This is a genomic window from Pseudomonas sp. ICMP 10191, from assembly GCF_001467335.1.
Taxonomy (GTDB): domain Bacteria; phylum Pseudomonadota; class Gammaproteobacteria; order Pseudomonadales; family Pseudomonadaceae; genus Aquipseudomonas; species Aquipseudomonas cerasi.
In genome coordinates this window covers 66,138-89,109 of sequence record NZ_LKGW01000057.1, presented here as the reverse complement: position 1 = coordinate 89,109, position 22,972 = coordinate 66,138, and the positions used below count along the sequence as shown (strand labels likewise).

Sequence of the window (22,972 nt, the reverse complement as noted above, 5' to 3'; positions counted from 1 at the left end):
CCTGTCGCCTGAAGCTCGCCGCAACTGCTAAGGCTTGTGCGCCCGCGAGAGGAATTCGTGGGATTGCATTTCCAGCAGGCGGCTGAGGGTACGCTGGAACTCGAACATCAACCGGCCGCCGGTGTACAGGTCCTTCAATTCAACCTCGGCCGAGATGATCAGCTTGACGTTGCGATCGTAGAACTCGTCGACCATGTTGATAAAGCGCCGGGCGATGTCGTCAGTAGCAACGTCCATCTGCTCGACGCCGCTGATCAGCACGGCATGGAAGATCTTGCCCAGCTCGATGTAATCGTTCTGACTGCGCGGGCCGTCGCACAATTCACGGAAGTCGAACCAAGCCACGTCGTCACAGGTGCGCAGCGCGCGGATCTCGCGATTTTCGATCATCAACACATCGTTTTCGATGGTTTCTGCGCAATCCGGCGTCAGGGCCTTGAAGCTTTTACGCAGGCTTTCCTGTGCAACTTCGTTAAGCGGAAAGTGAAACAGTTCGGCCTGTTCCAGGTGGCGCAGACGGTAATCGACGCCACTGTCGACGTTGACGATGTCGGTGTTCTGCTTGATCAGCGCGATGGCCGGCAGGAAACGCGCCCGCTGCAGGCCGTCCTTGTACAGGCCGTCCGGGACGATGTTGGACGTAGCCACCAGCGTCACGCCGTTCTTGAACAGCTCTTCCATCAGCGTGCCGAGGATCATGGCATCGGTGATATCGGAGACGAAAAACTCGTCGAAGCAGATGACCCGCGCCTCGTCGGAAAACCGCCTGGCGATGATCGTCAGCGGGTTTTTCTCGCCCTTGAGGGTCTTCATCTCTTCGTGCACGCGCTTCATGAAGCGGTGGAAGTGCGTACGGACCTTGTCCTGGAACGGCAGTGCGTCGAAGAACGTATCGACCAGATACGTCTTGCCGCGGCCTACGCCACCCCAGAAGTACAGCCCCTTGACCAGCGTCTGCTCTTTCTTGCCGAACAGTTTGCCGAACAGGCCAGGCTTGCTGTCGTGAGCGGCGATCAGATCGTCGTACAGGCGCTGCAGATGACGCACAGCGTTTTCCTGCGCGGCATCGTGAAAGAAGTCCGGGCGTTTCAGATCAGCTTGATATCGTTCTAGGGGCGTCATAATTCGTTAGCAAGGCAACAAAAACGGGTCGTCACTGTAGCGACGACCCCGGGGATTGGCAATCAGTCCTGTTGAGGAGCGAGCGCCAGCTTGAGAGTTTCGATGGCACTGTCGCGCGCGGCAGCGTCGGCGAATACCGGACTGTCCGCCACACAGGCGCCGTCCAGCCACAGCGTGAAGCGATCGTCTTCGCTGCGCAGGTCCAGTTCGCCGCCCTGCTGCAACTGCTTGCTGACCACGCCTGCAGCCTTGCCATCGGCAAAGTTGCGCGACAACAGCAACTGCTCGCCATCGGCTGCCAGCAGGCGGAAACGGAAGCTGCCGTCGTCTTCACGGAAGCTGACGAAACGAGCGCCCTTGCTGGCCTTTTTCTTGCCGGTGTCGGCGTTCTGCACCACGGTACGGAACGACCGCAGGCCCACCGCCTCGCGCAATTGCTCGAGAAACGGAGTGGCGACGCGACGGGCTTTCTGCGCGCCAGCGAGCAGGATGTCTTCGAGATCGGCAGGACGCTCGATCAGCCCCAGATACTTTTCACGGGGTTCGCTCAGTTGTGCATCCAGCAACGTGAACAGACGATTCTTGGCTTCGCCCCAGCCCAGGCCCTGCAACAGGTCAGAGCGGAATTCAGCGCACTGCTCGGCCGTCGAGAACGCCTGGTACAGAGTAAACAGGTGCGAGGTGTCCGGGTCTTTCGCTTCGCCCGGCGCACGCGAGTCGGTGACGATGCGCGATATCGCGCCTTTCATGTCCTTGGCACCGCTGAACAACGGGATGGTGTTGTCGTAACTCTTGGACATCTTGCGACCGTCCAGGCCTGGCAGCGTGGCTACGCTCTCTTCGATCAATGCCTCGGGCATGACGAAGAACTCCTTGCCATTGCCGAACAGGTGATTGAAACGCTGGCCTATATCGCGGGCCATTTCAACGTGCTGAATCTGATCACGCCCTACCGGAACCTGATGCGCATTGAACATCAGGATGTCGGCAGCCATCAGCACCGGGTAGCTGTACAGCCCCATGGTGATGCCTGCATCCGGGTCTTCGCCACTTTCCACGTTCTTGTCCACCGACGCCTTGTAGGCGTGGGCGCGATTGAGCAGGCCCTTGGCCGCGACGCAGGTGAGCAGCCAGGTCAGTTCCGGGATTTCGGGAATGTCCGACTGGCGATAGAAGGTCACACGATCAACGTCCAGCCCCGCTGCCAGCCAGGTCGCGGCGATTTCCAGACGCGAGCGCTGAATGCGCAGCGGGTCATCGCATTTGATCAGCGCGTGGTAGTCGGCCAGAAAGTAGAACGAGTCGAAATCGCTCTGACGGCTGGCGACAATGGCCGGGCGAATGGCGCCCGCGTAGTTGCCCAGATGGGGAGTGCCGGTGGTCGTGATACCGGTCAGGATACGAGTGGTCATGGCAGGTCGCTTATCAATAGGATGCAATACGGCTGCAATCAGCTGGAAAGTCGCGGCAGGAGCAGATCTTTCAGATCAGTCAGCTTGCCGTGAAAAAAGTGTCCGCATTCTGCCACTTTCAGCAGCTCATGGGGACGTTGCAACGCGGCGGACCATGCATAGACGGTCTCGGGCTCGATCACTTCGTCGTTCTCGGGCTGAATGATCGTCAGCGGGCAAGCCTGGGGCAGCACGCTCTGATCCTCGAGCCGCGAAGCCGCAGCAGCAACCAGAAACACGTGCGTGAGCTTTTCACCCTGCGCTTCCAGCCTGCCACCCAGGTTTGCAGCAACGTAGCCGCCAAAGGAAAATCCGAACAGGGTCATCGGCAGATCCGGATGTTGCGCCCGCAGCCATCGGGCGGCTGCCTGGGCATCATCAATCTCGCCCGGCCCGGCAACCGACGTACCGGCACTGGCGCCGACGCCGCGATAATTGAAGCGCAATGTGATCAAACCCTGATCGCGTGCGGTGCGCTGCAACGTCGAAACGACTTTATTGAGCATCGTTCCGCCCTGTATCGGGTTAGGATGGCAGATCAGTGCAACACCTCGGGCGTCGGGGACGTCCTGATACAGCGCTTCGAGCTGGCCCTCAGGGCCATCGATAAATAATGGGGTTTCACGCATGAGCAAAACAGAACTCCGTGACCTCGAAATGGGTCGACTCGTCTAGCTGATTGTCTGCGGCATGCATATCAACGATACGTCGCGGGTATACAGCGCAGGTTCGAGCCGTTAACGTAAAGCAAAGCCGTTTATAGAGGAAGGACTCGTGGAACACTCGCTCTTAGTCTGGTTGTTGCCGACGCTCGCCCTGGTGGCCGGTGTCGTCATTGGTTTTCTGGTGGCACGCCTGCTGCCCAACACCGTTCCGAACAGCACCCAGCGCCAGCTGGATGACATTCAGGAGCGTTTCGACACCTATCAGAACGAGGTAGTCACGCACTTCAACAGCACGGCCAATCTGGTACAAAAGCTTTCACAGAGCTATCAGGATGTTCAGGAACACCTTGCCGAGGGCGCCAACCGCCTGGCTCTCGACGAGCTGACCCGCCAACGCCTGCTGGCCGCCCTGCACCCTGAGGCCAATCATGCGCACCGCGATCATCGCGACCGCCTGACCCCGCCACGCGACACTGAAACGCCCAAGGATTACGCCCCCAAGTCGCCCAACACCCCGGGCATGCTGGACGAGCATTACGGCTTGAAGAAGTAAGCTTTCACAGCCACACAAAAAGCCCGCCGCAGAGATTGTCTGCGGNGGGATCGACACTGCAATCCCCTGCAGATGTAAGCCCCTTGCTAGAGGCTATGAATCAGATCGCGCCGCGGCTGCGCAGCAGATCCAGCACCTGCCTGACGCTTTCTTCAACGTTGAGTGTCTGCGTGTCGATCACCAGATCGGCATTCAGCGGCACGTCATACGGGAAGGACTCGCCAGGGATATTGTCGCCATCAGCGGCATACAGGCCCTGTGGATCACGCTCGCGGCAGACCGCTGGCGATGCCTGCACATAGACCGTGAGCAGACGATCCTTGCCGATCAGCGCCTTGGCGCGCTCACGCCCTTCGGCGTCCGGCGCAACGAATGCGGCCAGAGTCAGCAGGCCGGCTTCGTTGAACTGACGCGCCACATGAGCAGCACGGCTCCAGTTCTCGGTACGACCGGCACGATCCTGTGGCAAGCCCTTGTTCAGGTCATGACGCAGGTTCTGACCGTCCAGTACATAGACCGCACGGCCCATGTCGAACAGCTTGCGCTCGACCGCATAGGCCAGCGTGCTTTTGCCCGCGCCGGACAGGCCGCTGAACAACACGGTGGCCGGTTGCTGACCGAAGCGCTGCGCGCGCTCCTCTGTGGAGACGTGGGCCAGTTCGCCATGGTGCTGCGAGCCACCACCTGAAACCGGCTTGGCAATGATCATGCCTGCCGCAACGGTGCCATTGGTCAAACGATCGATGACGATGAACGAACCCGTGGTGCGGTTGCTGCTGTAGCCGTCCAGCGCGATGGGCGCATCGAGGCTGACCTTGACCCGGCCGATCTCGTTCAGTTGCAACGAGCTGGCAGGGCCCTCCTCCAGCGTATTCACATCGACCCGGTGGGTGATGCTGGCAATAGAGCCCGGCACATAACTGGTGGCGCGCTTGATGTCGTACTTCTTGCCCGGCAGCATCGGCTCTTCGGCCATCCACACCAGCATGGCCTCGAACGCATCGCTGACCTGCGGAACGTTGTCGGCATGCACCAGCAGGTCACCACGGGAAATGTCGATCTCGTCTTCCATGGTCAGCGTCACTGCCTGGCCCGGCCCGGCCTGCTCCAGCTCACCTTCAAAGGTGACGATGGACTTCACACGGCTGCTCTTGCCCGATGGCAGCACGATGATCTCGTCGCCCTTGTGCACGATGCCGCTGGCCAGCGTACCGGCGAAGCCACGGAAGTTCAGGTTCGGACGGTTGACGTACTGCACCGGGAAACGCAGGTCCGCATAGTTGCGGTCGCTGGCGATTTCGACCGTTTCGAGAATTTCCATCAACGACTGGCCGGTGTACCACGGCGAACGCTCGCTCTTGTTCACCACGTTGTCGCCCTTGAGCGCCGACATCGGCACAAAAGCCATGGTGGTCGGCTTGAACGCTATGCCCTCGGCAAACTTCAGGTAATCGGCCTTGATCGACTCGAAAACGCTTTCATCGAAGCCGTTGAGGTCCATCTTGTTGATGGCGACGACGATGTGCTTGATGCCCAGCAGCGAAGCGATGTAGCTGTGACGACGGGTCTGGGTCTGCACGCCATAGCGCGCGTCCACCAGAATGATCGCCAGGTCACAGGTCGACGCGCCGGTGGCCATGTTGCGGGTGTACTGCTCGTGGCCCGGGGTGTCGGCAATGATGAACTTGCGCTTGGCCGTGGAGAAATAGCGATAGGCGACATCGATAGTGATGCCCTGCTCCCGCTCGGCCTGCAGACCATCCACCAGCAACGCCAGATCGACGTCATCGCCAGTGGTGCCGGACTTCTTCGAGTCACGGGTGATGGCTTCCAGGTGATCTTCGTAGATCATCTTGGAGTCGTGCAGCAGACGCCCGATCAGCGTGCTCTTGCCGTCATCGACGTTGCCACAGGTAAGAAAGCGCAGCATTTCCTTGCGTTCGTGCTGGCCCAGGTAGGCGAGGATGTCCTCGCTGATCAAATCAGATTGATGCGACATGTGACACCCCTTAGAAATAACCCTGACGTTTCTTTTCTTCCATCGAGCCAGCGCCGTCATGGTCAATGACCCGGCCCTGGCGCTCGGAAGTTCGCGTCAGCAACATTTCCTGAATGATGTCGGTCAGGCTGGTCGCTTCGGACTCGACAGCACCGGTCAGCGGGTAGCAGCCGAGGGTGCGGAAACGGACCTTTTTCTTGACGATGCGCGACTTCTCTTCATCGGTGAGATGCTCGAGGATGCGCTCGTCGTCGATCATGATCAGCGTGCCGTTCTTCTCGATGACGTCGCGCTCGGCGGCGAAATACAGCGGCACGATCGGGATGCCTTCGAGGTAGATGTACTGCCAGATGTCCAGCTCGGTCCAGTTGGAGAGCGGGAACACACGGATCGACTCGCCTTTGTTGACGTTGCCGTTGTAGACGTTCCACAGCTCGGGACGCTGGTTTTTCGGGTCCCAGCGGTGCTTGCTGTCGCGGAACGAGTAGACGCGTTCCTTGGCCCGGGACTTTTCTTCATCGCGTCGGGCACCGCCAAAGGCGGCGTCGAAACCATGCTTGTCGAGCGCCTGCTTCAGGCCCTCGGTCTTCATGATGTCGGTGTGTTTGGCGCTGCCGTGGGTGAACGGGTTGATGCCCTGTGCCACGCCATCGGGGTTGATGTGGGTGATCAGGTCCAGCCCCATTTCCTCGACCATCTGGTCGCGGAAGCGATACATCTCCTGAAATTTCCAGCGCGTATCGACGTGCATGACCGGGAATGGCAGTTTACCGGGGAAGAATGCCTTGCGCGCCAGGTGCAGCATCACGGCCGAATCCTTGCCGATCGAGTACAGCATCACCGGGTTATCGAACTCGGCGGCGACCTCGCGGATGATGTGGATGCTTTCCGCCTCCAGCTGTTTCAGATGCGTCAGTTTGTCAACCATGGCTACTCACGGATTGCGTTCGTTATGGACCGGGAAACCCCGGGGCGGCCAGCGGGCCGTATTCGAGCCGGGCACTTTAACATGCGTGATATCGCTAATCAGCGACGCAGCTAGATCGAAACGATCTATGCATATGCCCTGCTGTTTGATCGTTCAAATCGGGTTCGGGCAGTCGATGAAGATATGCTCGAGCGCAAACCGTCGCGCCAGATAATCGCCCAGCGCCTGCACGCCATAGCGCTCGGTGGCATGATGACCGGCCGCAATGAAGCTGATGTCATTCTCGCGTGCGCTATGAAACGTCTGCTCTGACGCTTCGCCACTGAGGAACAGATCGACGCCTTCCAGCACTGCCTGATCAATGTAGTTCTGACCACCGCCCGTGCACCAGCCGACACGGCGAATCATCTGACTGCCTTCGATGAGCAATGGCTCACGCCCCAGCGCATCCTGCACGCGACGGGCAAAATCCCGCGCAGTCATGGGCTCGGACAACGAGCCGATCAACCCGACCACACGCGGGTTTTCAGGGTCCAGAGGGCCTTCGACCGTGATGTCCAGTTGACGCGCCAGTTGCACGTTGTTGCCCACCTCGGGATGCACATCCAGCGGCAGGTGATAGGCCAGCAGGCTGATGTCGTGTTTGAGCAAGGTCTTCAGGCGACGCTGCTTCATGCCGACGACACACGGGTTTTCGCCCTTCCAGAAATAACCGTGGTGAACCAGAACCAGATCAGCCTGGGCATCGACTGCCGCATCCAGCAGGGCCTGACTGGCCGTCACGCCGCTGACGATGCGCATGACTTGCGGCCGCCCTTCGACCTGCAGGCCATTGGGGCAGTAATCCTGAATCCGGGCACTGTTCAGATAGCGGTCGGCTTCTTCGACCAGGGTGCTCAGGGCAACAGCCATAAAAGACTCCTAAATATGCAGTTCAGAGCTGCGTTGTACTCGTATAATGCCCGCCATTATGGCGCACCCGTGGCAAAACTTTCTGCGCCCGCAACCATCAGGACTTGTTAAATGTTCAAGGCACTGCGTTTTTTCGGCTGGCCATTGCTGGCTGGCGTGCTTATCGCCATGCTGATTATTCAGCGCTATCCGCAGTGGGTCGGTCTGCCGAGCCTGGATGTCAATCTGCAACAGGCCCCACAGACCACCAACGTCATGCAAGGTCCGTCTTCCTATGCCGACGCGGTCATTGCCGCAGCGCCCGCGGTGGTCAACCTCTATACCACCAAGATGGTCAACAAGGGCAACAATCCGCTTTTCGAAGACCCGCAGTTCCGCCGCTTCTTCGGCGACAACACGCCCAAGCAGAAGCGTATGGAATCGAGCCTGGGTTCTGGCGTGATGATGAGCCCTGAAGGCTACATACTGACCAACAACCACGTCACCACTGGCGCTGACCAGATCGTGGTAGCGCTAAAAGACGGCCGCGAAACCATTGCCCGGGTCATCGGCAATGACCCGGAAACCGACCTGGCGGTGCTCAAGATCGATTTGAAAAACCTGCCCGCGATTACCATCGCGCGCTCTGACAGCATCCGCATCGGCGATGTTGCGCTGGCGATCGGCAACCCGTTCGGGGTCGGCCAGACCGTGACCATGGGGATCATCAGTGCCACCGGGCGCAATCAATTGGGCCTCAATACTTATGAAGACTTCATTCAGACCGATGCGGCCATCAACCCGGGTAACTCGGGCGGTGCGCTGGTAGACGCCAGCGGCAATCTGATCGGTATCAATACCGCGATTTTTTCCAAGTCCGGCGGCTCCCAGGGCATCGGCTTCGCTATTCCGACCAAATTGGCAATGGATGTCATGAAGTCGATCATCGAGCACGGTCAGGTCATTCGTGGCTGGCTGGGCATCGAAGTTCAACCCCTGACCCAGGAACTGGCCGAATCCTTCGGGCTGAAGGATCGTCCAGGTATCGTTGTGGCCGGCATCTTCCGCGACGGACCGGCGCAGAAAGCCGGCCTGCAACTGGGCGACGTGATCCTGAGCATCAATGGCGAACCTGCCGGCGATGGTCGTCGCTCGATGAACCAAGTGGCGCGCACCAAACCCAAGGACAAGATTGCTATCGACGTGATGCGCAACGGCAAGGAAATGCGCCTGAGCGCCGAAGTCGGCCTACGCCCACCACCCGCCCCGACACCCGCCGCAGCGCCGGAGTGATGCGCCATTACCTGAAAGTGCGGTACAGCACAGATCTGTGACGCCGGGAATAAAGGGCGTCCGGGCTTCTGCCCGAAGGGCGTGAGGGGCGAGCTTGCTCGCGAAGAAAGTGTTTCAATCGATGCATTTTCGGCGCTTGTGCAGGCCTTTTCGCGAGCAAGCTCGCTCCCACAGGTCCGGAGTGTTTTCAAGCCATGCGAGACACTCACACAGGTCCGAAGTGTTTCAAGCCATGCGAGACACTCACACAGGTCCGAAGTGTTTCAAGCCATGTGGATGCTCTGCGGCAGCGAGATCTTGTGGGAGCGAGCTTGCTCGCGAAGGCGGATTACCTGATCAATGGAGTTTCAGAGGCTGAACGGGCCTCTTCGCGAGCAAGCTCGCTCCCACACAGATCCGGAGTGTTTTCAAGCCATGCGAGACACTCACACAGGTCCGAAGTGTTTCAAGCAATGTAGATGCTCTGCGGCAGCGATGATCTTGTGGGAGCGAGCTTGCTCGCGAAGGCGGATTACCTGATCAATGGAGTTTCAGAGGCTGAACGGGCCTCTTCGCGAGCAAGCTCGCTCCCACACAGGTCCGGGGTGTTTTCGAGCCGTTTGGATTACTCACATAGGTCGGCGGTGTTTCCAGGCCATGCGGATGCTCTGCGGCATCGATGATGCTGTGGCAGCGCAAGGTCAGCCCGTTTTCGGGCTGACCGATCCGCGTCTCAGATGTCGCCCAGACCTTCCAGCAACGCCTGATGCTGCTCTGGCGTGCCGATGCTGATACGCAGGAACTGGGCGATTCGCTGCTGTTTGAAGTGGCGGACGATAACGCCCTGCTCGCGCAGTTTGGCGGCCAGTGCTGCGGCATCGTGTTGCGGGTGGCGAGCGAAGATGAAGTTGGCTGCCGATGGCAGCACTTCAAAGCCCTTGCCCTGCAACTGCTCGACCAGCGCCTCGCGGCTTTCGATGACCTTGTTGCAGGTCGTCTCGAAGTGCTCGCGATCCTCGAAAGCCGCTGCCCCTCCCACGTTGGCCATGCGGTCCAGCGGGTAGGAGTTGAAGCTATTCTTGACCCGCTCCAGCGCCTCGATCAGGTCAGGATGCCCCACCGCCAGGCCAACGCGCAGACCGGCCAGCGAGCGCGACTTGGACAGGGTCTGAGTGACCAGCAGGTTCGGGTAACGGTCGATCAGCGTAATGGCCGTCTCGCCACCAAAGTCGATATATGCTTCATCGACGACCACCACCGAATCCGGGCTGGCCTTGATGATCTGCTCGACCTTGTCCAGACCGAGCAGGCAACCCGTCGGCGCATTCGGGTTGGGGAAGATGATCCCGGCATTCGGCTTGGCATAGTCCACAGCACGGATCTGGAACTGCGCGTCCAGCGACACCGTTTCATAGTCGATGCCATACAGGCCGCAATACACCGGATAGAAGCTGTAGCTGATATCCGGGAACAGCAGCGGAGCATCGTGCTGAAACAAAGCGTGGAAAATGTGCGCCAGCACTTCATCCGAGCCATTGCCCAGGAACACCTGATTGGGCTGCACCTTGTAGTAATCGGCGACAGCGTGCTTGAGCAGATCACTGTTGGGGTCCGGGTACAGACGCAAGTCGTCGGTCAGCGCAGCGCGCATGGCGTCGATGGCCTTTGGCGAAGGGCCATACGGGTTTTCATTGGTATTAAGCTTGACCAGTCGGGTCAGCTTCGGCTGTTCGCCCGGCACATAAGGCACCAGATCGCTGACAAAAGGGCTCCAGAATTTGCTCATTATTTGCCGTCCTCTGTGTTGCCTGCTTTCCAGTCAGGGTCAGTGATTCGATATTCGGCACTGCGCGCGTGGCCGCTCAGGGATTCGCCACGAGCCAGCACGGACGCTGTCTTGCCCAGCTCGGACGCACCTTGCGGCGAGCAATAGATGATCGACGAGCGCTTCTGGAAATCGTAGACGCCCAGCGGCGAAGAGAAACGCGCCGTGCCAGAGGTCGGCAACACATGGTTGGGACCTGCGCAGTAGTCGCCCAGTGCTTCGGAGGTGTGGCGCCCCATGAAGATCGCACCCGCATGGCGGATCTGCGGCAGCCAGGCTTCCGGATCGGCGACCGACAGTTCAAGGTGCTCGGGCGCAATGCGATTGGCGACTTCGATAGCCTGGGCCATGTCAGCCACCTTTATCAGCGCACCGCGGCCATTGATCGACGTTTCGACGATGGCCGCCCGCTCCATGGTCGGTAGCAGACGGGTGATGCTGGCGGCGACCTTGTCGAGAAATTCGGCATCCGGACTGACCAGAATGGCCTGGGCATCTTCGTCGTGCTCGGCCTGGGAGAACAGGTCCATGGCAATCCAGTCAGGATCGGTCTGGCCGTCACACACCACCAGAATTTCGGAAGGACCGGCGATCATGTCGATCCCCACCTGGCCGAACACATGACGCTTGGCGGTCGCCACGTAAATGTTGCCAGGACCGACCACCTTGTCGACTTTCGGCACGCTTTCAGTGCCGTACGCCAGCGCGGCAACAGCTTGTGCCCCGCCAATGGTGAACACCCGGTCAACCCCTGCAATACAGGCAGCGGCCAGCACCAGCTCGTTGATTTCACCACGCGGCGTCGGCACGACCATGACCACTTCGGTCACGCCTGCCACCTTGGCCGGTATGGCGTTCATCAATACCGAAGACGGGTAGGAAGCCTTGCCACCCGGCACGTACAGGCCTGCACGGTCCAGCGGCGTGACCTTCTGGCCCAGCACCGTGCCGTCGGCCTCGGTGTAGCTCCAGGAATCCTGCTTCTGCTTTTCGTGGTAGCTGCGTACACGCTCGGCGGCCTTTTCCAGGGCTTCGCGCTGAACCGGGGTAATGCGCGTCAACGCTAGCTCCAGGCGCTGGCGAGGCAGGATCAGGTCGGCCATCGACGCAACCTGTAGCCCGTCGAACTTCTGGGTGAACTCGACCAGCGCCGCGTCGCCCCGCTCACGCACCGCCTTGATGATGTCGAGCACGCGCTGGTTGACCGAATCGTCAGACACACTTTCCCAGCTCAGCAGATGATCCAGATGTCGTGCGAAATCCGGGTCAGCAGCGTCGAGTCGGCGAATTGCAGTGGGAGTGGTCATAGCGGGGCCTCAATAATTGGCGGATGCTCAGGAGCCTAAAGCTACCAAGCTATCCGCGCAGGCACCTGAGAAATTTGGCTATGACACGGATAGCTGGACGCAACTCAACGTTGCGTGAAGGGATCAGCTACGGTGTCGCGACTCCACTGCCTTGCGCAGGGTGTCGATGAGGGCCTGGATACGTGCGTGCTGCATCTTCATGGAGGCCTTGTTGACCACCAGACGCGAACTGATGGTCGCGATCAGTTCCTGAGGCTCGAGGCCGTTGGCGCGCAAGGTGTTACCGGTGTCGACCACATCGATGATCTTGTCTGCCAGGCCAATCAGCGGTGCCAGCTCCATGGAGCCGTACAACTTGATGATATCGACCTGACGGCCCTGCTCGGCGTAGTAACGCTTGGCAACGTTGACGAACTTGGTAGCCACGCGCAGACGGCCCTTGGGCTCGACCGCACCGATGGCGCCAGCGGTCATCAGCTTGCACTTGGCAATCTGCAGGTCCAGCGGCTCATAGAGGCCCTGACCGGTGTATTCCATCAACACATCCTTGCCCGCGACACCCAGATCGGCGGCACCATGCTCGACATAGGTCGGCACGTCGGTGGCGCGCACGATCAGCAGGCGCACATCGGCCTGAGTCGTGGGGATGATGAGCTTGCGGCTCTTGTCCGGATTCTCGGTCGGCACGATGCCCGCTTCAGCGAGAAGCGGCAGGGTGTCATCAAGAATGCGGCCCTTGGACAGTGCGATGGTCAACATGGGAAACGTAAGTCCTTATCAGGAAACTTTTGTCACGACGCAAGCGGCGCATGACAGCCCTCAGGCCTGTTGACCTGAAGTGAAACGAATCAGAAATCACACCCGCGACAGAACAGGCGGCCCCGATGCCAGCGGCATCAGGGCCGCCTGCTGCTAGCCCGGAACGCGGCGGATCTTGGCACCCAGCATTTGCAGCTTCTCTTCGATGCACTCGTAACCACGGTCTATGTGGTAGATGCGGTCGATCAGCGTGTCGCCCTGAGCGACCAGCGCCGAGATCACCAGACTGGCCGATGCACGCAGGTCGGTCGCCATGACTGGCGCGCCCTTGAGTACTTCGGTGCCGGTGACAATGGCGGTGTTGCCTTCAACCTGAATCTGAGCACCCATGCGGTGCATTTCATACACGTGCATGAAGCGGTTTTCGAAGATGGTCTCGATGACCGCCCCCGTGCCCTCGGCAATCGCGTTGAGCGAAATGAACTGCGCCTGCATGTCGGTCGGGAACGCCGGGTAAGGCGCGGTACGCACATTGACCGCCTTTGGACGCTTGCCGTGCATGTTCAGCTCGATCCAGTCTTCACCGGTCGTGACTTCAGCACCTGCTTCCTGAAGCTTGAGCAGCACAGCTTCGAGGATGGTCGGATCGGTGTCCTTGACCTTAACGCGACCGCCGGTAACAGCAGCGGCCACCAGGTAGGTGCCGGTCTCGATACGGTCAGGCATGACCTTATAAGTGGCCGGGCCCAGACGCTTGACGCCATCGATGGTGATGGTGTCGGTACCTGCACCGTGAATCTTGGCGCCCATTGCGATCAGGAAGTTGGCCAGATCGACAACCTCGGGCTCGCGTGCGGCGTTCTGCAGCACGCTGCGACCGTTGGCGAGGCTGGCTGCCATCATGATGTTCTCAGTACCGGTCACGCTCACGGTATCGAAGAAGAAGTTGGCACCGCGCAAGCCACCCTCGGGTGCCTTGGCCTTGATGTAGCCACCTTCGACGTCGATGATCGCGCCCATGGCTTCAAGACCACGGATGTGCAGGTCGACCGGACGCGAACCGATGGCACAGCCGCCTGGCAGAGCCACTTCGGCCTCACCGAATCGAGCGACCATCGGGCCCAGCACCAGAATCGACGCACGCATGGTTTTCACCAGTTCGTACGGGGCGACCAGGGTCTTGATGGTGCGCGGATCGATTTCGACACTGAGCTTTTCGTCGATGACAGGCTCGATGCCCATGCGACCGAACAGCTCGATCATGGTCGTGATGTCGTGCAGGTGCGGCAGGTTCTGAACGGTGACGGGTCCGTCCGCCAGCAACGTGGCGGCAAGGATCGGCAGGGCAGAGTTCTTTGCCCCGGAAATGCGAATTTCGCCATCAAGACGAACGCCGCCGGTAATAATCAATTTATCCATTAGAGTCTCGACACCAATTGGCTCAGGAACGCTCGGCCCATGCAGCGCGGCTGAAAAATTTCATGGTCACCGCGTGGATGCTGCCATCGGCAATCCAGGGGTTCAGATGGGTATAAATCTGTTGCTGACGTTTGACCGGGCTCAGGCCGGCCAACTCGTCGCTGATGATGTTCAACTGGAAGTTGCAGCCTTCGCCTTCGACTTCCACTTTGATTTCCGGCAGCTTTCCTTCAAGGAAGCTTTTAACTTCTACGGCCTGCATGCTTAACCTCGATCGGCGCTGTACGCGCGCGGGTCTGGCATCATACAAAAAAAGCCCATGTTATGCGAAGCCCGACAAGCAGGTCCCGGATAAAGGGCTTTTTCGATGATGCCTTTCAGTGGGCGTCCAGCAGCTCGGTCAAACCTGATACGCGAGCTATCTGGCGCATGTCTTCGGGGAGTGCACGGATGGTCATCGACTTGCCCGCATCACGGGCGTCGCGCATGAACGCCAGCAACAAGGCCAGGCCGACGCTGCTGGACTTCTCGACACCCGAGCAGTCAAGCGTGAGGTCTGCCAGATCACCGGACTTGATCAACGCCGCACCCTGCTTGCGCAGTTGCGGCCCTGTACGGTAATCCAGCACACCGATCAGCCTGAGCTCACCCGGCCCGACGAGGCGGACGGCAGATTCGGTCATTGCACCGGCTTCTGCGTGGCATCAACGGTAGATTTGGTCTTGGCCACTTCGCCAGCCCAGTTGTTGATGGTGGTATCCAGGTTGTTGCCGTTGCGCTGCATGGCATCGGCGAACTGATCACGGAACAGCTTGCCGATATTGATACCGTTGATGACAACGTTACGCACTTTCCACTCGCCGTTCAGCTTGACCAGCGTGTAGGAAACCGGATAGATCGCGCCGTTATTGCCCTTGACCTGCATGTCAACGCTGGTGCGGTCATCGCCTTCGTCCTTGGCAGGTGCGACGGTGATGCCCTGGTTGTTGAATTCAAGCAAGGCATTGCCGTAGAACTGCATCAGGCTGCGCTTGAAGTTTTCCTCGAAACGCTTCACCTGTTCAGGGCTCGCCTTGCGGGAGTACTTCACGGTCATGATGCTTTTGGAAATGCCATCGGCATCCACGACAGGACCGACAATGCGGTTCAGTGCATCATAGAACGCGCTTGGGTTGGCTTTGTACTGCTCGCGATTGGTCGCCAGGTCACTCAACAGTTCCTTGGTGGTGCGCTCCACCAGGTCATGAGCCGACGGGGTCGCCGCGGCATTCGCCAGCATTGGCAGAGTGGCCAGCAATACCAGCAGGCCACGGCGCAGAATAGAGATCATTTGAAGCTCCTCACTTGGCGTCTTTACTAACAGTATTGAGCAGGAATTTTCCGATCAGGTCTTCCAGCACCAGCGACGACTGCGTGTCATGGATAGTCCCGCCATCCTTGAGCAGCTTGTCATCGCCACCGACGCTCAGACCGATGTATTTTTCACCCAGCAAACCGGCAGTCAGAATCGACGCAGTCGAGTCCGAAGGCAGGTTATCGACCTTCTTCTGAATCTCCAGCGTGACGCGACCGGTAAAGGTATCGCGATCCAGATCGATCGCCGTCACCTTGCCGATCGTGACGCCAGCCATGCTTACCTTGGCTCTGACAGTCAAACCGGCAATATTGTCGAAGTAGGCATAAAGTTTATAAGTGTCGGTGCTCGCGCTCGTGCTCAGACCACTGACTCGCAGGGCCAGCAGGAGCAGAGCCAGTATCCCCGCCAGCAGGAACAGACCGACTCCGGTTTCGATGGCACGGTTTTGCATCAGAAATCTCCAAACATCAAAGCGGTCAAAATAAAGTCCAGTCCCAGCACGGCCAACGAGGCGTATACGACGGTTCTGGTCGTCGCGCGACTGATCCCCTCGGAAGTAGGCTCGCAATCGTAACCCTGGAAAACGGCAATCCATGTCACCACGAAGGCAAATACGACGCTTTTGATCACCCCATTGAGCACATCGTTCGTGAAAGAAACGCTGTTCTGCATGTTCGACCAAAAAGAACCGTCATAGACTCCGAGCCAATCGATCGCCACCCAGGAAGCCCCCCAGATACCGACCACGCTGAAAATCATCGCCAGAATCGGCAACGAGATGAAGCCGGCCCACAGACGCGGCGCAACGATGTACTTGAGTGGATCGACACCGATCATTTCAAGGCTCGACAGCTGCTCGGTGGATTTCATGTTGCCGATCTCGGCGGTCAATGCAGACCCGGCACGACCGGCGAACAGCAAGGCCGTCACCACAGGACCGAGTTCACGCAGCAGGGTCAGGGCAACCATCTGGCCGACCGCCTGCTCCGAACCGTATTTGGTCAGGATGCTGAAGCCCTGCAACGCCAGTACCATGCCGATGAACATGCCGGACACCACAATGATGACCAGCGACATGACCCCCACCGAATACAGCTGCCTGACCAGCAATTGAAAACTGCTGCCGGCACCGCCGCGACCGAGCAGGGCGTGCACCAAAAACAGACCGGAACGCCCCAGAACAGTAACAATATCAATGGCCGAACGCCCCAGCAGGCTGACCCGGTCCATCAGTGACTTATTGCGCATCAGCGCTTCCCCAATAGATCTTCGCGAAAATCCGGCGCCGGATAGTGGAACGGTACAGGGCCGTCCGGCTCGCCGGTCATGAATTGACGAATACGTGGATTGTCCGAGGACATCAGTTCCTGCGGCGTACCCTGCCCCAGCACCTGCCCGTCGCCGACGACATATAGATAGTCGGCAATGCTCGCAGTCTCGCTGAGGTCATGGGACACCACGATGCTGGTGATACCCAGTGCGTCGTTAAGCAGCCGGATCAGACGCACCAGCACCCCCATCGCAATAGGGTCCTGCCCGACAAAGGGCTCGTCATACATGAGAATCTGCGGATCGAGAGCGATTGCGCGCGCCAGCGCGACACGACGCTTCATGCCGCCCGATAATTCGTCCGGCATCAGTTCCACCGCGCCGCGCAGGCCCACGGCCTGAAGCTTGAGCAGAACGATGTCGCGGATCATTTCTTCCGGCAGCTCGGTGTGCACGCGCAGGGGAAAGGCGACGTTTTCGAAAACATCCAGATCGGTAAACAGTGCACCGCTCTGAAACAAAACGCCCATCTGCTTGCGGGCATCGAACAGATCACTGCGCGACAGCTCCGGCAGATTCTGGCCATTGACCCACACCTGTCCCTCGCTCGGGCGCAACTGGGCACCCATCAGGCGCAACAGGGTGGTCTTGCCGCAACCTGACGGCCCCATGATCCCGGTAACCTTGCCGCGCGGAATACGAATATCAACGTTATTGAAAATGCTGCGCGCACCGCGTTTGAAAGACACACCTTTCAACTCGACCGCATAGGCGTCATCAGGACTCATCTAAACTCCTTGCGATACAGCTTCCGCCTTGAGCCGTCGGTTTTTGAACACCGACAGGCTGTCCAGGCGTGCCGAACAGGCCGCGAACTATATCACCGCAGCCACCCGCCCCCAAGAAGAGAACCGAGCGGTTCAGGTATTCGCTGAATTATTCTGTACCACAATGTTATGGCCACAGGCTTGAATACAGACCCGCAGGTACGTAGAAAATTCGTTTAAAAACAACACAACGACGATCAGACGTGAGGGAATCGTTCATTACCGCTATAATCGCCGCCTTTCAGCAGGCTGACCCTTTCCAGACATGAACCAATCCAGTGACCTGATCCAATCGGCGCAACGCACCATTCGCCTTGAGATAGAAGCCATGCAAGGCTTGCTTGAACGTCTTGACGGCGATTTCGTGCGCGCGTGCGAAATGATCCTTGCCAGCAAAGGGCGCGTGGTCGTGGTCGGCATGGGCAAGTCCGGACATATCGGCAACAAGATCGCTGCCACGCTGGCGAGCACGGGCACCACCTCTTTTTTCGTGCATCCGGCCGAAGCCAGCCATGGCGACATGGGCATGATCACCCGTGACGACATCATCCTGGCCTTGTCGAACTCTGGCAGCACCAACGAAATCGTCACCCTGCTGCCACTGATCAAGCGCCTGGGCATAAAGATGATCAGCCTGACCGGCGACCCCGAGTCCATTCTGGCCAAGGCTGCCGACATCAACCTCAACGCGCATGTCGTGCATGAGGCCTGCCCGCTCAACCTGGCACCGACGTCCTCGACAACCGCCGCACTGGTCATGGGCGACGCCCTCGCCGTAGCGCTGCTCGACGCCCGCGGTTTCACCGCCGAAGATTTCGCATTCTCACATCCGGGCGGCGCATTGGGTCGTCGCCTGCTGCTCAAGGTCGAGAATGTGATGCACTCCGGCGAATCACTGCCCAGCGTGCAACGCGGTACCCTGCTGCGCGACGCACTGCTTGAAATGACTCGTAAAGGTCTGGGCATGACCGCCATCGTCGAAGCCGATGGCACCCTGGCCGGCATCTTCACGGACGGTGACTTGCGCCGGACGCTGGACCGCCCTGTCGATATCCGCCAGACCATCATCGATGAGGTCATGACGCTTCATGGCAAGACCGCCCATGCCGAGATGCTCGCCGCCGAGGCGCTGAAAATCATGGAGGACAACAAAATCAGTGCGCTTGTTGTCGTAGACCAGAACGACCGGCCGGTTGGCGCATTCAACCTGCAGGATCTCCTGCGCGCAGGCGTCATGTAATGGAAACCGAAATAATGACCCAGGATCTCATGCAACGCGGCAAGGCCATCAAGCTGGCAGTCTTCGACGTCGATGGCGTGCTGACCGATGGCCGCCTTTACTTCATGGAAGACGGCAGCGAGATCAAGACATTCAATACCCTCGACGGCCAAGGCATTAAAATGCTGATAGCTTCGGGCGTCACCACGGCGATCATCAGTGGCCGCAAGACCGCGATAGTCGAGCGCCGGGCAAAGAGCCTGGGCATTGAACACCTGTTCCAGGGGCGTGAAGACAAACTGGTAGTGCTGGACAAGTTGCTGGCAGAACTCAATCTGAGTTACGAACAAGTCGCCTATCTGGGTGATGATCTGCCAGACTTGCCCGTCATCAGACGCGTAGGTCTGGGCATGGCAGTGGCCAATGCTGCCGGCTTTGTACGCGAGCATGCACACGGGATAACCAGGGCGCGAGGCGGCGAAGGCGCAGCGCGCGAATTCTGCGAACTGATTCTGAGTGCGCAAGGCAACCTTGAAGCGGCTCACTCCGCCTATTTATAGAAGCCATTATGTTCACTAAAAAAATTCGCAAGTTCCTGCTTCTCGGGGTACTGGCGCTGCTGCTGGCAGCGGTCGGCTACTGGAACATCAGCCCGGAAAGCTTCATGGATCAACCGGTCTCGACGGTCGACGACACTGTCATCGACTACTATGCAATCAACGCCCACAGCGTTCAGTACCTGCCCGACGGCACGCTTCAGTACGACATGACCTCCGACAAGGTGGAGCATGTGAAAGCCACTGACGTGACCCTGCTGACCACGCCAGACCTGCACATGTACCGCGGCGGCGAGTTTCCCTGGCACGTGCAGAGCAAGAAAGGCGAGGTTTCGTCCGGCGGCGACCAGGTCGAGCTGATCGATTCCGTGCGCGTTGAACGCACCGATGAAAAACAACGTACGACTATCATCACCAGTAGTCGCATGACCGTATTCCCTCAGAAGCAATATGCGCAGACCGACCAAGACGTTAGAATCGACGGCGCAGGCGGTGTGACCACGGCCAAGGGAATGAAAGCGTATTTGAAAGACAGCAGGATGGACCTGCTGTCCAACGTAAGAGGACAGTATGAGGCTCGTTAAAACTCTTCCTTTATTGCTCGGCCTGGGCGCAGCACTGGGAAGCGCGAGCGCCTGGTCCCTGCCAACCGACCGAGATCAGCCTATCCACATCCAGTCTGACGATGCTCAGCTCGATGACAAGAAAGGCGTGGCGACTTACAAGGGCAATGTCATCATCACTCAGGGCTCGATGAAAATCACGGGCAACACCGTGACGATCACGCGTAATGCCCAGGGCGAAGTCGACGTATTCACCTCGGTCGGCAATCTGGCCTACTACGAGCAGAAGCCTGCCGTGGACAAGCCGATCGTGCAGGCCTATGCCGTCACCATTCAGTATTACGCCGGCCAGGACCGTATCGTCCTGATCGACAAGGCCAAGGTCATCAATGATGGCAACACCTCGGAAGGCGAGAAAATCGTCTATGACACGGTCAGACAGGTCGTCAGTGCCGGTCGGGCCAATGGCGGTGCCAAGGTGACTACACCACGTCCGCGTATCGACATGGTCATCCAGCCGAAAAAGAAAACCGATCAACCTCAGAAGGCCCAGTAAATGGCGACGCTCAAAGCCCAGCATCTGGCTAAAAGCTACAAAAGCCGGCAGGTCGTGCGCGATGTGAGCATCTCCATCGACAGCGGCCAGATCGTCGGCCTGCTGGGCCCGAACGGCGCCGGCAAGACCACCTGCTTCTACATGATCGTGGGTCTGGTGCAGGCTGATCAGGGTCGTGTGCTGATTGACGATCTGGATGTCAGCCATCAACCCATGCACGGTCGCGCCCGCGCGGGTATCGGCTACCTGCCACAGGAAGCCTCGATCTTCCGCAAGCTCTCGGTGTCCGACAACATCATGGCGATTCTCGAGACCCGCAAGGAGCTCGACGCCGGTGCACGCCGCAAGGAACTGGAAAGCCTTCTGCAGGAGTTCCACATCACCCATATCCGCGACAACCTGGGCATGAGCCTGTCGGGTGGTGAACGTCGCCGTGTGGAAATCGCCCGAGCCCTGGCCACCGCGCCGAAATTCATCCTGCTGGATGAACCATTCGCAGGTGTCGACCCTATTTCGGTAGGCGACATCAAGCAGATCATTCACCATCTCAAGGCCAAGGGCATCGGTGTACTGATCACCGACCACAACGTCCGGGAAACACTGGATATCTGCGAAACGGCCTACATCGTCAACGATGGACAGCTGATTGCGGAAGGCGACTCCGAGACCATTCTGGCGAACCAGCTGGTGAAAGAGGTCTACCTCGGCCACGAGTTCCGCCTTTAATCGACTGCCCCTTTGCGCTTCGCAGCCGATTGATGCCTACGCAGTGTATTGACAACATTTTATTTGTCATATCACTCTAGGCAAATGCACAGGTTTCAGGCATATAATTTGCTTAAGTTGGCGCCACGGCGCCTGTAGTAGATGGCGCATGCGCGCCGGCGAATAAGGTGTTTAGCCCCTGCCATGAAACCATCGCTAGTCTTGAGAATGGGCCAGCAGCTGACGATGACACCGCAGCTGCAACAGGCAATCCGCTTACTTCAGCTTTCAACTCTGGATCTTCAGCAGGAGATCCAGGAAGCGCTGGAGTCAAACCCTATGCTGGAGCGGCAGGAAGAAGGCGACGACTTCGACAACTCCGACCCGCTTGCCGACAACATCGAACAAAAGCCCAACCCCGACGTTCAGGAACCGACCTATCAGGAATCCGCGCCTACCGTGGACAATCTTGAAGACGGTGAATGGAACGAGCGCATTCCCAACGAGCTGCCCGTGGATACTGCATGGGAAGACATCTACCAGACCAGCGCCAGCAGCCTGCCAAGCAACGATGACGACGAGTGGGACTTCACCACACGCACCTCCGCCGGTGAAAGCCTGCAAAGCCACCTGCTGTGGCAACTGAATGTTGCGCCGATGTCCGACAAGGACCGTTTGGTAGCGGTCACGCTGATCGACTGCATCAACAATCAGGGCTACCTCGACGAGACGCTCGATGAGATTCTCGAGTCGTTCGACCCTGAGCTGGACATCGAGCTCGACGAGATCGAAGCCGTACTGCATCGCATCCAGCAGTTCGAACCTGCCGGCATCGGTGCTCGCAATCTGAGCGAATGCCTGCTGCTGCAACTGCGCCAGCTGCCAGCGAAAACGCCGTGGCTGACAGAAGCACAGCGCCTGGTCAGCGACTACATCGATCTGCTCGGAAGCCGCGACTACGGCCAGCTGATGCGGCGCATGAAGCTCAAGGAAGACGAGCTGCGCCAGGTCATCGAGCTGGTGCAAAGCCTCAACCCGCGTCCAGGCTCGCAGATCGAATCCACCGAAGCCGAATACGTCATTCCGGACGTGATCGTGCGCAAGGACAACGAACGCTGGCTGGTCGAACTCAATCAGGAGTCGGTGCCACGCCTGCGGGTCAATCCGCAATACGCGGGCTTCGTGCGGCGCGCTGACACCAGCGCAGACAACACCTTCATGCGCAATCAGTTGCAGGAAGCGCGCTGGTTCATCAAAAGCCTGCAAAGCCGCAACGAAACACTGATGAAGGTCGCCACGCAGATCGTCGAACACCAGCGCGGTTTCCTCGAGTACGGCGACGAGGCCATGAAGCCGCTCGTCCTGCACGACATTGCCGAGGCAGTTGGCATGCACGAATCGACTATCTCGCGGGTGACCACGCAGAAATTCATGCACACCCCACGTGGCATTTACGAGCTGAAATACTTCTTCTCAAGCCATGTGAGCACCTCCGAGGGCGGAGAATGCTCGTCCACGGCAATTCGCGCAATCATCAAAAAACTGGTTGCGGCGGAAAATCAGAAAAAGCCGTTGAGTGATAGTAAGATCGCTGGTTTACTGGAGGCACAAGGCATTCAAGTAGCCCGTCGCACAGTCGCCAAGTACCGTGAGTCTCTCGGGATCGCCCCTTCCAGTGAGCGTAAGCGACTGATGTGATGCAGGCCGAGCCACAGCGTCCCAGTGGCA

The 22,972-nt window shown here is 58.9% G+C and carries 24 protein-coding genes; 8 read left to right on the top strand and 16 right to left on the bottom strand.

Features of this window, described 5'->3' with window-relative positions; all coding sequences use genetic code 11:
- Window positions 1-27: 27 nt before the first annotated feature.
- From zapE to AO388_RS06190, 3 genes are all read right to left on the bottom strand, one after another.
- On the bottom strand, window positions 28-1,122 hold the full coding sequence (zapE, locus tag AO388_RS06200) for a cell division protein ZapE (protein ID WP_003340671.1): 1,095 nt from the start codon (window positions 1,120-1,122) through the stop codon (window positions 28-30).
- A gap of 62 nt (window positions 1,123-1,184) precedes the next feature.
- Window positions 1,185-2,534 (bottom strand): tryptophan--tRNA ligase, encoded by a 1,350-nt coding sequence (locus AO388_RS06195; protein WP_058416191.1) that lies wholly within the window; start codon window positions 2,532-2,534, stop codon window positions 1,185-1,187.
- Window positions 2,535-2,572: 38 nt separating this feature from the next.
- Entirely contained in the window at window positions 2,573-3,202 is a 630-nt protein-coding gene (locus tag AO388_RS06190) for an alpha/beta hydrolase (protein WP_003364064.1), read from the bottom strand.
- A gap of 145 nt (window positions 3,203-3,347) precedes the next feature.
- Here AO388_RS06190 and AO388_RS06185 point away from each other — a divergent pair, with 145 nt between their 5' ends.
- Window positions 3,348-3,791: a YhcB family protein gene (locus AO388_RS06185; protein ID WP_003364066.1), complete on the top strand. Its 444-nt coding sequence runs from the start codon at window positions 3,348-3,350 to the stop codon at window positions 3,789-3,791.
- 100 nt (window positions 3,792-3,891) lie between these two features.
- Here AO388_RS06185 and cysN read toward each other — a convergent pair whose 3' ends face one another.
- From cysN to AO388_RS06170, 3 genes are all read right to left on the bottom strand, one after another.
- A complete protein-coding gene (gene cysN / locus AO388_RS06180) occupies window positions 3,892-5,790 on the bottom strand; it encodes a sulfate adenylyltransferase subunit CysN (RefSeq protein ID WP_003431487.1) in 1,899 nt (632 codons plus the stop codon).
- 10 nt (window positions 5,791-5,800) lie between these two features.
- Window positions 5,801-6,718, bottom strand: a complete 918-nt coding sequence (gene cysD / locus AO388_RS06175; RefSeq protein ID WP_003313577.1) for a sulfate adenylyltransferase subunit CysD — start codon at window positions 6,716-6,718, stop codon at window positions 5,801-5,803.
- A 153-nt stretch (window positions 6,719-6,871) separates the two neighbouring features.
- Entirely contained in the window at window positions 6,872-7,630 is a 759-nt protein-coding gene (locus AO388_RS06170) for a Nif3-like dinuclear metal center hexameric protein (RefSeq protein ID WP_003364071.1), read from the bottom strand.
- 111 nt (window positions 7,631-7,741) lie between these two features.
- Here AO388_RS06170 and algW point away from each other — a divergent pair, with 111 nt between their 5' ends.
- A complete protein-coding gene (algW, locus tag AO388_RS06165) occupies window positions 7,742-8,902 on the top strand; it encodes a Do family serine endopeptidase AlgW (protein WP_002555073.1) in 1,161 nt (386 codons plus the stop codon).
- A gap of 712 nt (window positions 8,903-9,614) precedes the next feature.
- On the opposite strand, the gene hisC is transcribed toward algW, so the two are convergent.
- The 10 genes from hisC to AO388_RS06115 form a co-directional block, all read right to left on the bottom strand.
- The gene (gene hisC, locus AO388_RS06160) at window positions 9,615-10,667 is read right to left on the bottom strand and encodes a histidinol-phosphate transaminase (protein WP_058416190.1); all 1,053 of its coding nucleotides are present in this window, start codon (window positions 10,665-10,667) and stop codon (window positions 9,615-9,617) included.
- Window positions 10,667-12,013 (bottom strand): histidinol dehydrogenase, encoded by a 1,347-nt coding sequence (hisD, locus tag AO388_RS06155; protein WP_058397322.1) that lies wholly within the window; start codon window positions 12,011-12,013, stop codon window positions 10,667-10,669. The genes hisC and hisD overlap by 1 nt, the downstream gene beginning before the upstream one ends.
- A 123-nt stretch (window positions 12,014-12,136) precedes the next feature.
- Window positions 12,137-12,772, bottom strand: coding sequence for an ATP phosphoribosyltransferase (hisG, locus tag AO388_RS06150; protein WP_002555077.1), 636 nt, complete (start codon window positions 12,770-12,772; stop codon window positions 12,137-12,139).
- A gap of 153 nt (window positions 12,773-12,925) precedes the next feature.
- On the bottom strand, window positions 12,926-14,191 hold the full coding sequence (murA, locus tag AO388_RS06145) for a UDP-N-acetylglucosamine 1-carboxyvinyltransferase (RefSeq protein WP_002555078.1): 1,266 nt from the start codon (window positions 14,189-14,191) through the stop codon (window positions 12,926-12,928).
- A 22-nt stretch (window positions 14,192-14,213) separates the two neighbouring features.
- Window positions 14,214-14,453 (bottom strand): BolA family protein, encoded by a 240-nt coding sequence (locus tag AO388_RS06140; RefSeq protein WP_002555079.1) that lies wholly within the window; start codon window positions 14,451-14,453, stop codon window positions 14,214-14,216.
- Between the two features lie 115 nt (window positions 14,454-14,568).
- A complete protein-coding gene (locus tag AO388_RS06135) occupies window positions 14,569-14,874 on the bottom strand; it encodes an STAS domain-containing protein (protein ID WP_003431491.1) in 306 nt (101 codons plus the stop codon).
- Window positions 14,871-15,521: an MlaC/ttg2D family ABC transporter substrate-binding protein gene (locus tag AO388_RS06130; RefSeq protein ID WP_003364082.1), complete on the bottom strand. Its 651-nt coding sequence runs from the start codon at window positions 15,519-15,521 to the stop codon at window positions 14,871-14,873. Before AO388_RS06130 ends, AO388_RS06135 begins: the two co-directional genes overlap by 4 nt.
- Before the next feature lie 10 nt (window positions 15,522-15,531).
- A complete protein-coding gene (mlaD, locus tag AO388_RS06125; RefSeq protein ID WP_003313587.1) occupies window positions 15,532-15,999 on the bottom strand; it encodes an outer membrane lipid asymmetry maintenance protein MlaD in 468 nt (155 codons plus the stop codon).
- On the bottom strand, window positions 15,999-16,796 hold the full coding sequence (mlaE, locus tag AO388_RS06120) for a lipid asymmetry maintenance ABC transporter permease subunit MlaE (protein ID WP_003364085.1): 798 nt from the start codon (window positions 16,794-16,796) through the stop codon (window positions 15,999-16,001). The genes mlaD and mlaE overlap by 1 nt, the downstream gene beginning before the upstream one ends.
- Complete coding sequence (locus tag AO388_RS06115; RefSeq protein ID WP_003313589.1) at window positions 16,796-17,605, bottom strand: ATP-binding cassette domain-containing protein; 810 nt, start codon at window positions 17,603-17,605, stop codon at window positions 16,796-16,798. The genes mlaE and AO388_RS06115 overlap by 1 nt, the downstream gene beginning before the upstream one ends.
- A gap of 304 nt (window positions 17,606-17,909) precedes the next feature.
- On the opposite strand from AO388_RS06115, the gene AO388_RS06110 reads away from it, so the two are divergent.
- The 6 genes from AO388_RS06110 to AO388_RS06085 all read left to right on the top strand — a co-directional run bounded on the left by AO388_RS06110 (window position 17,910) and on the right by AO388_RS06085 (window position 22,942).
- The gene (locus AO388_RS06110) at window positions 17,910-18,884 is read left to right on the top strand and encodes a KpsF/GutQ family sugar-phosphate isomerase (protein WP_003400250.1); all 975 of its coding nucleotides are present in this window, start codon (window positions 17,910-17,912) and stop codon (window positions 18,882-18,884) included.
- Window positions 18,884-19,423 carry a KdsC family phosphatase gene (locus AO388_RS06105; protein WP_003413390.1) on the top strand — a complete coding sequence of 180 codons (540 nt, stop codon included), beginning with the start codon at window positions 18,884-18,886 and terminating at the stop codon, window positions 19,421-19,423. Before AO388_RS06110 ends, AO388_RS06105 begins: the two co-directional genes overlap by 1 nt.
- 8 nt (window positions 19,424-19,431) lie before the next feature.
- Complete coding sequence (lptC, locus tag AO388_RS06100) at window positions 19,432-20,004, top strand: LPS export ABC transporter periplasmic protein LptC (protein ID WP_024661038.1); 573 nt, start codon at window positions 19,432-19,434, stop codon at window positions 20,002-20,004.
- A complete protein-coding gene (gene lptA / locus AO388_RS06095; protein WP_002555088.1) occupies window positions 19,991-20,539 on the top strand; it encodes a lipopolysaccharide transport periplasmic protein LptA in 549 nt (182 codons plus the stop codon). The genes lptC and lptA overlap by 14 nt, the downstream gene beginning before the upstream one ends.
- Window positions 20,540-21,265, top strand: coding sequence for an LPS export ABC transporter ATP-binding protein (gene lptB, locus AO388_RS06090; RefSeq protein WP_002555089.1), 726 nt, complete (start codon window positions 20,540-20,542; stop codon window positions 21,263-21,265).
- 183 nt (window positions 21,266-21,448) lie between these two features.
- Window positions 21,449-22,942 (top strand): RNA polymerase factor sigma-54, encoded by a 1,494-nt coding sequence (locus tag AO388_RS06085; protein WP_003364093.1) that lies wholly within the window; start codon window positions 21,449-21,451, stop codon window positions 22,940-22,942.
- Window positions 22,943-22,972 lie beyond the last annotated feature (30 nt).

Excerpts from the sequence above, each read along its gene's own strand:
- AO388_RS06110 (WP_003400250.1), top strand. The coding sequence starts at position 17,910 with ATGAACCAATCCAGTGACCTGATCCAATCGGCGCAACGCACCATTCGC.
- algW (WP_002555073.1), top strand. The coding sequence starts at position 7,742 with ATGTTCAAGGCACTGCGTTTTTTCGGCTGGCCATTGCTGGCTGGCGTG.
- AO388_RS06170 (WP_003364071.1), bottom strand. The coding sequence starts at position 7,630 with ATGGCTGTTGCCCTGAGCACCCTGGTCGAAGAAGCCGACCGCTATCTG.
- AO388_RS06195 (WP_058416191.1), bottom strand. The coding sequence starts at position 2,534 with ATGACCACTCGTATCCTGACCGGTATCACGACCACCGGCACTCCCCAT.
- AO388_RS06135 (WP_003431491.1), bottom strand. The coding sequence starts at position 14,874 with ATGACCGAATCTGCCGTCCGCCTCGTCGGGCCGGGTGAGCTCAGGCTG.
- cysD (WP_003313577.1), bottom strand. The coding sequence starts at position 6,718 with ATGGTTGACAAACTGACGCATCTGAAACAGCTGGAGGCGGAAAGCATC.
- hisG (WP_002555077.1), bottom strand. The coding sequence starts at position 12,772 with ATGTTGACCATCGCACTGTCCAAGGGCCGCATTCTTGATGACACCCTG.
- AO388_RS06190 (WP_003364064.1), bottom strand. The coding sequence starts at position 3,202 with ATGCGTGAAACCCCATTATTTATCGATGGCCCTGAGGGCCAGCTCGAA.
- cysN (WP_003431487.1), bottom strand. The coding sequence starts at position 5,790 with ATGTCGCATCAATCTGATTTGATCAGCGAGGACATCCTCGCCTACCTG.
- lptC (WP_024661038.1), top strand. The coding sequence starts at position 19,432 with ATGTTCACTAAAAAAATTCGCAAGTTCCTGCTTCTCGGGGTACTGGCG.
- hisC (WP_058416190.1), bottom strand. The coding sequence starts at position 10,667 with ATGAGCAAATTCTGGAGCCCTTTTGTCAGCGATCTGGTGCCTTATGTG.
- AO388_RS06140 (WP_002555079.1), bottom strand. The coding sequence starts at position 14,453 with ATGCAGGCCGTAGAAGTTAAAAGCTTCCTTGAAGGAAAGCTGCCGGAA.
- murA (WP_002555078.1), bottom strand. The coding sequence starts at position 14,191 with ATGGATAAATTGATTATTACCGGCGGCGTTCGTCTTGATGGCGAAATT.
- AO388_RS06105 (WP_003413390.1), top strand. The coding sequence starts at position 18,884 with ATGGAAACCGAAATAATGACCCAGGATCTCATGCAACGCGGCAAGGCC.
- lptB (WP_002555089.1), top strand. The coding sequence starts at position 20,540 with ATGGCGACGCTCAAAGCCCAGCATCTGGCTAAAAGCTACAAAAGCCGG.
- AO388_RS06130 (WP_003364082.1), bottom strand. The coding sequence starts at position 15,521 with ATGATCTCTATTCTGCGCCGTGGCCTGCTGGTATTGCTGGCCACTCTG.
- mlaD (WP_003313587.1), bottom strand. The coding sequence starts at position 15,999 with ATGCAAAACCGTGCCATCGAAACCGGAGTCGGTCTGTTCCTGCTGGCG.
- AO388_RS06085 (WP_003364093.1), top strand. The coding sequence starts at position 21,449 with ATGAAACCATCGCTAGTCTTGAGAATGGGCCAGCAGCTGACGATGACA.
- AO388_RS06115 (WP_003313589.1), bottom strand. The coding sequence starts at position 17,605 with ATGAGTCCTGATGACGCCTATGCGGTCGAGTTGAAAGGTGTGTCTTTC.
- mlaE (WP_003364085.1), bottom strand. The coding sequence starts at position 16,796 with ATGCGCAATAAGTCACTGATGGACCGGGTCAGCCTGCTGGGGCGTTCG.
- lptA (WP_002555088.1), top strand. The coding sequence starts at position 19,991 with ATGAGGCTCGTTAAAACTCTTCCTTTATTGCTCGGCCTGGGCGCAGCA.
- hisD (WP_058397322.1), bottom strand. The coding sequence starts at position 12,013 with ATGACCACTCCCACTGCAATTCGCCGACTCGACGCTGCTGACCCGGAT.
- zapE (WP_003340671.1), bottom strand. The coding sequence starts at position 1,122 with ATGACGCCCCTAGAACGATATCAAGCTGATCTGAAACGCCCGGACTTC.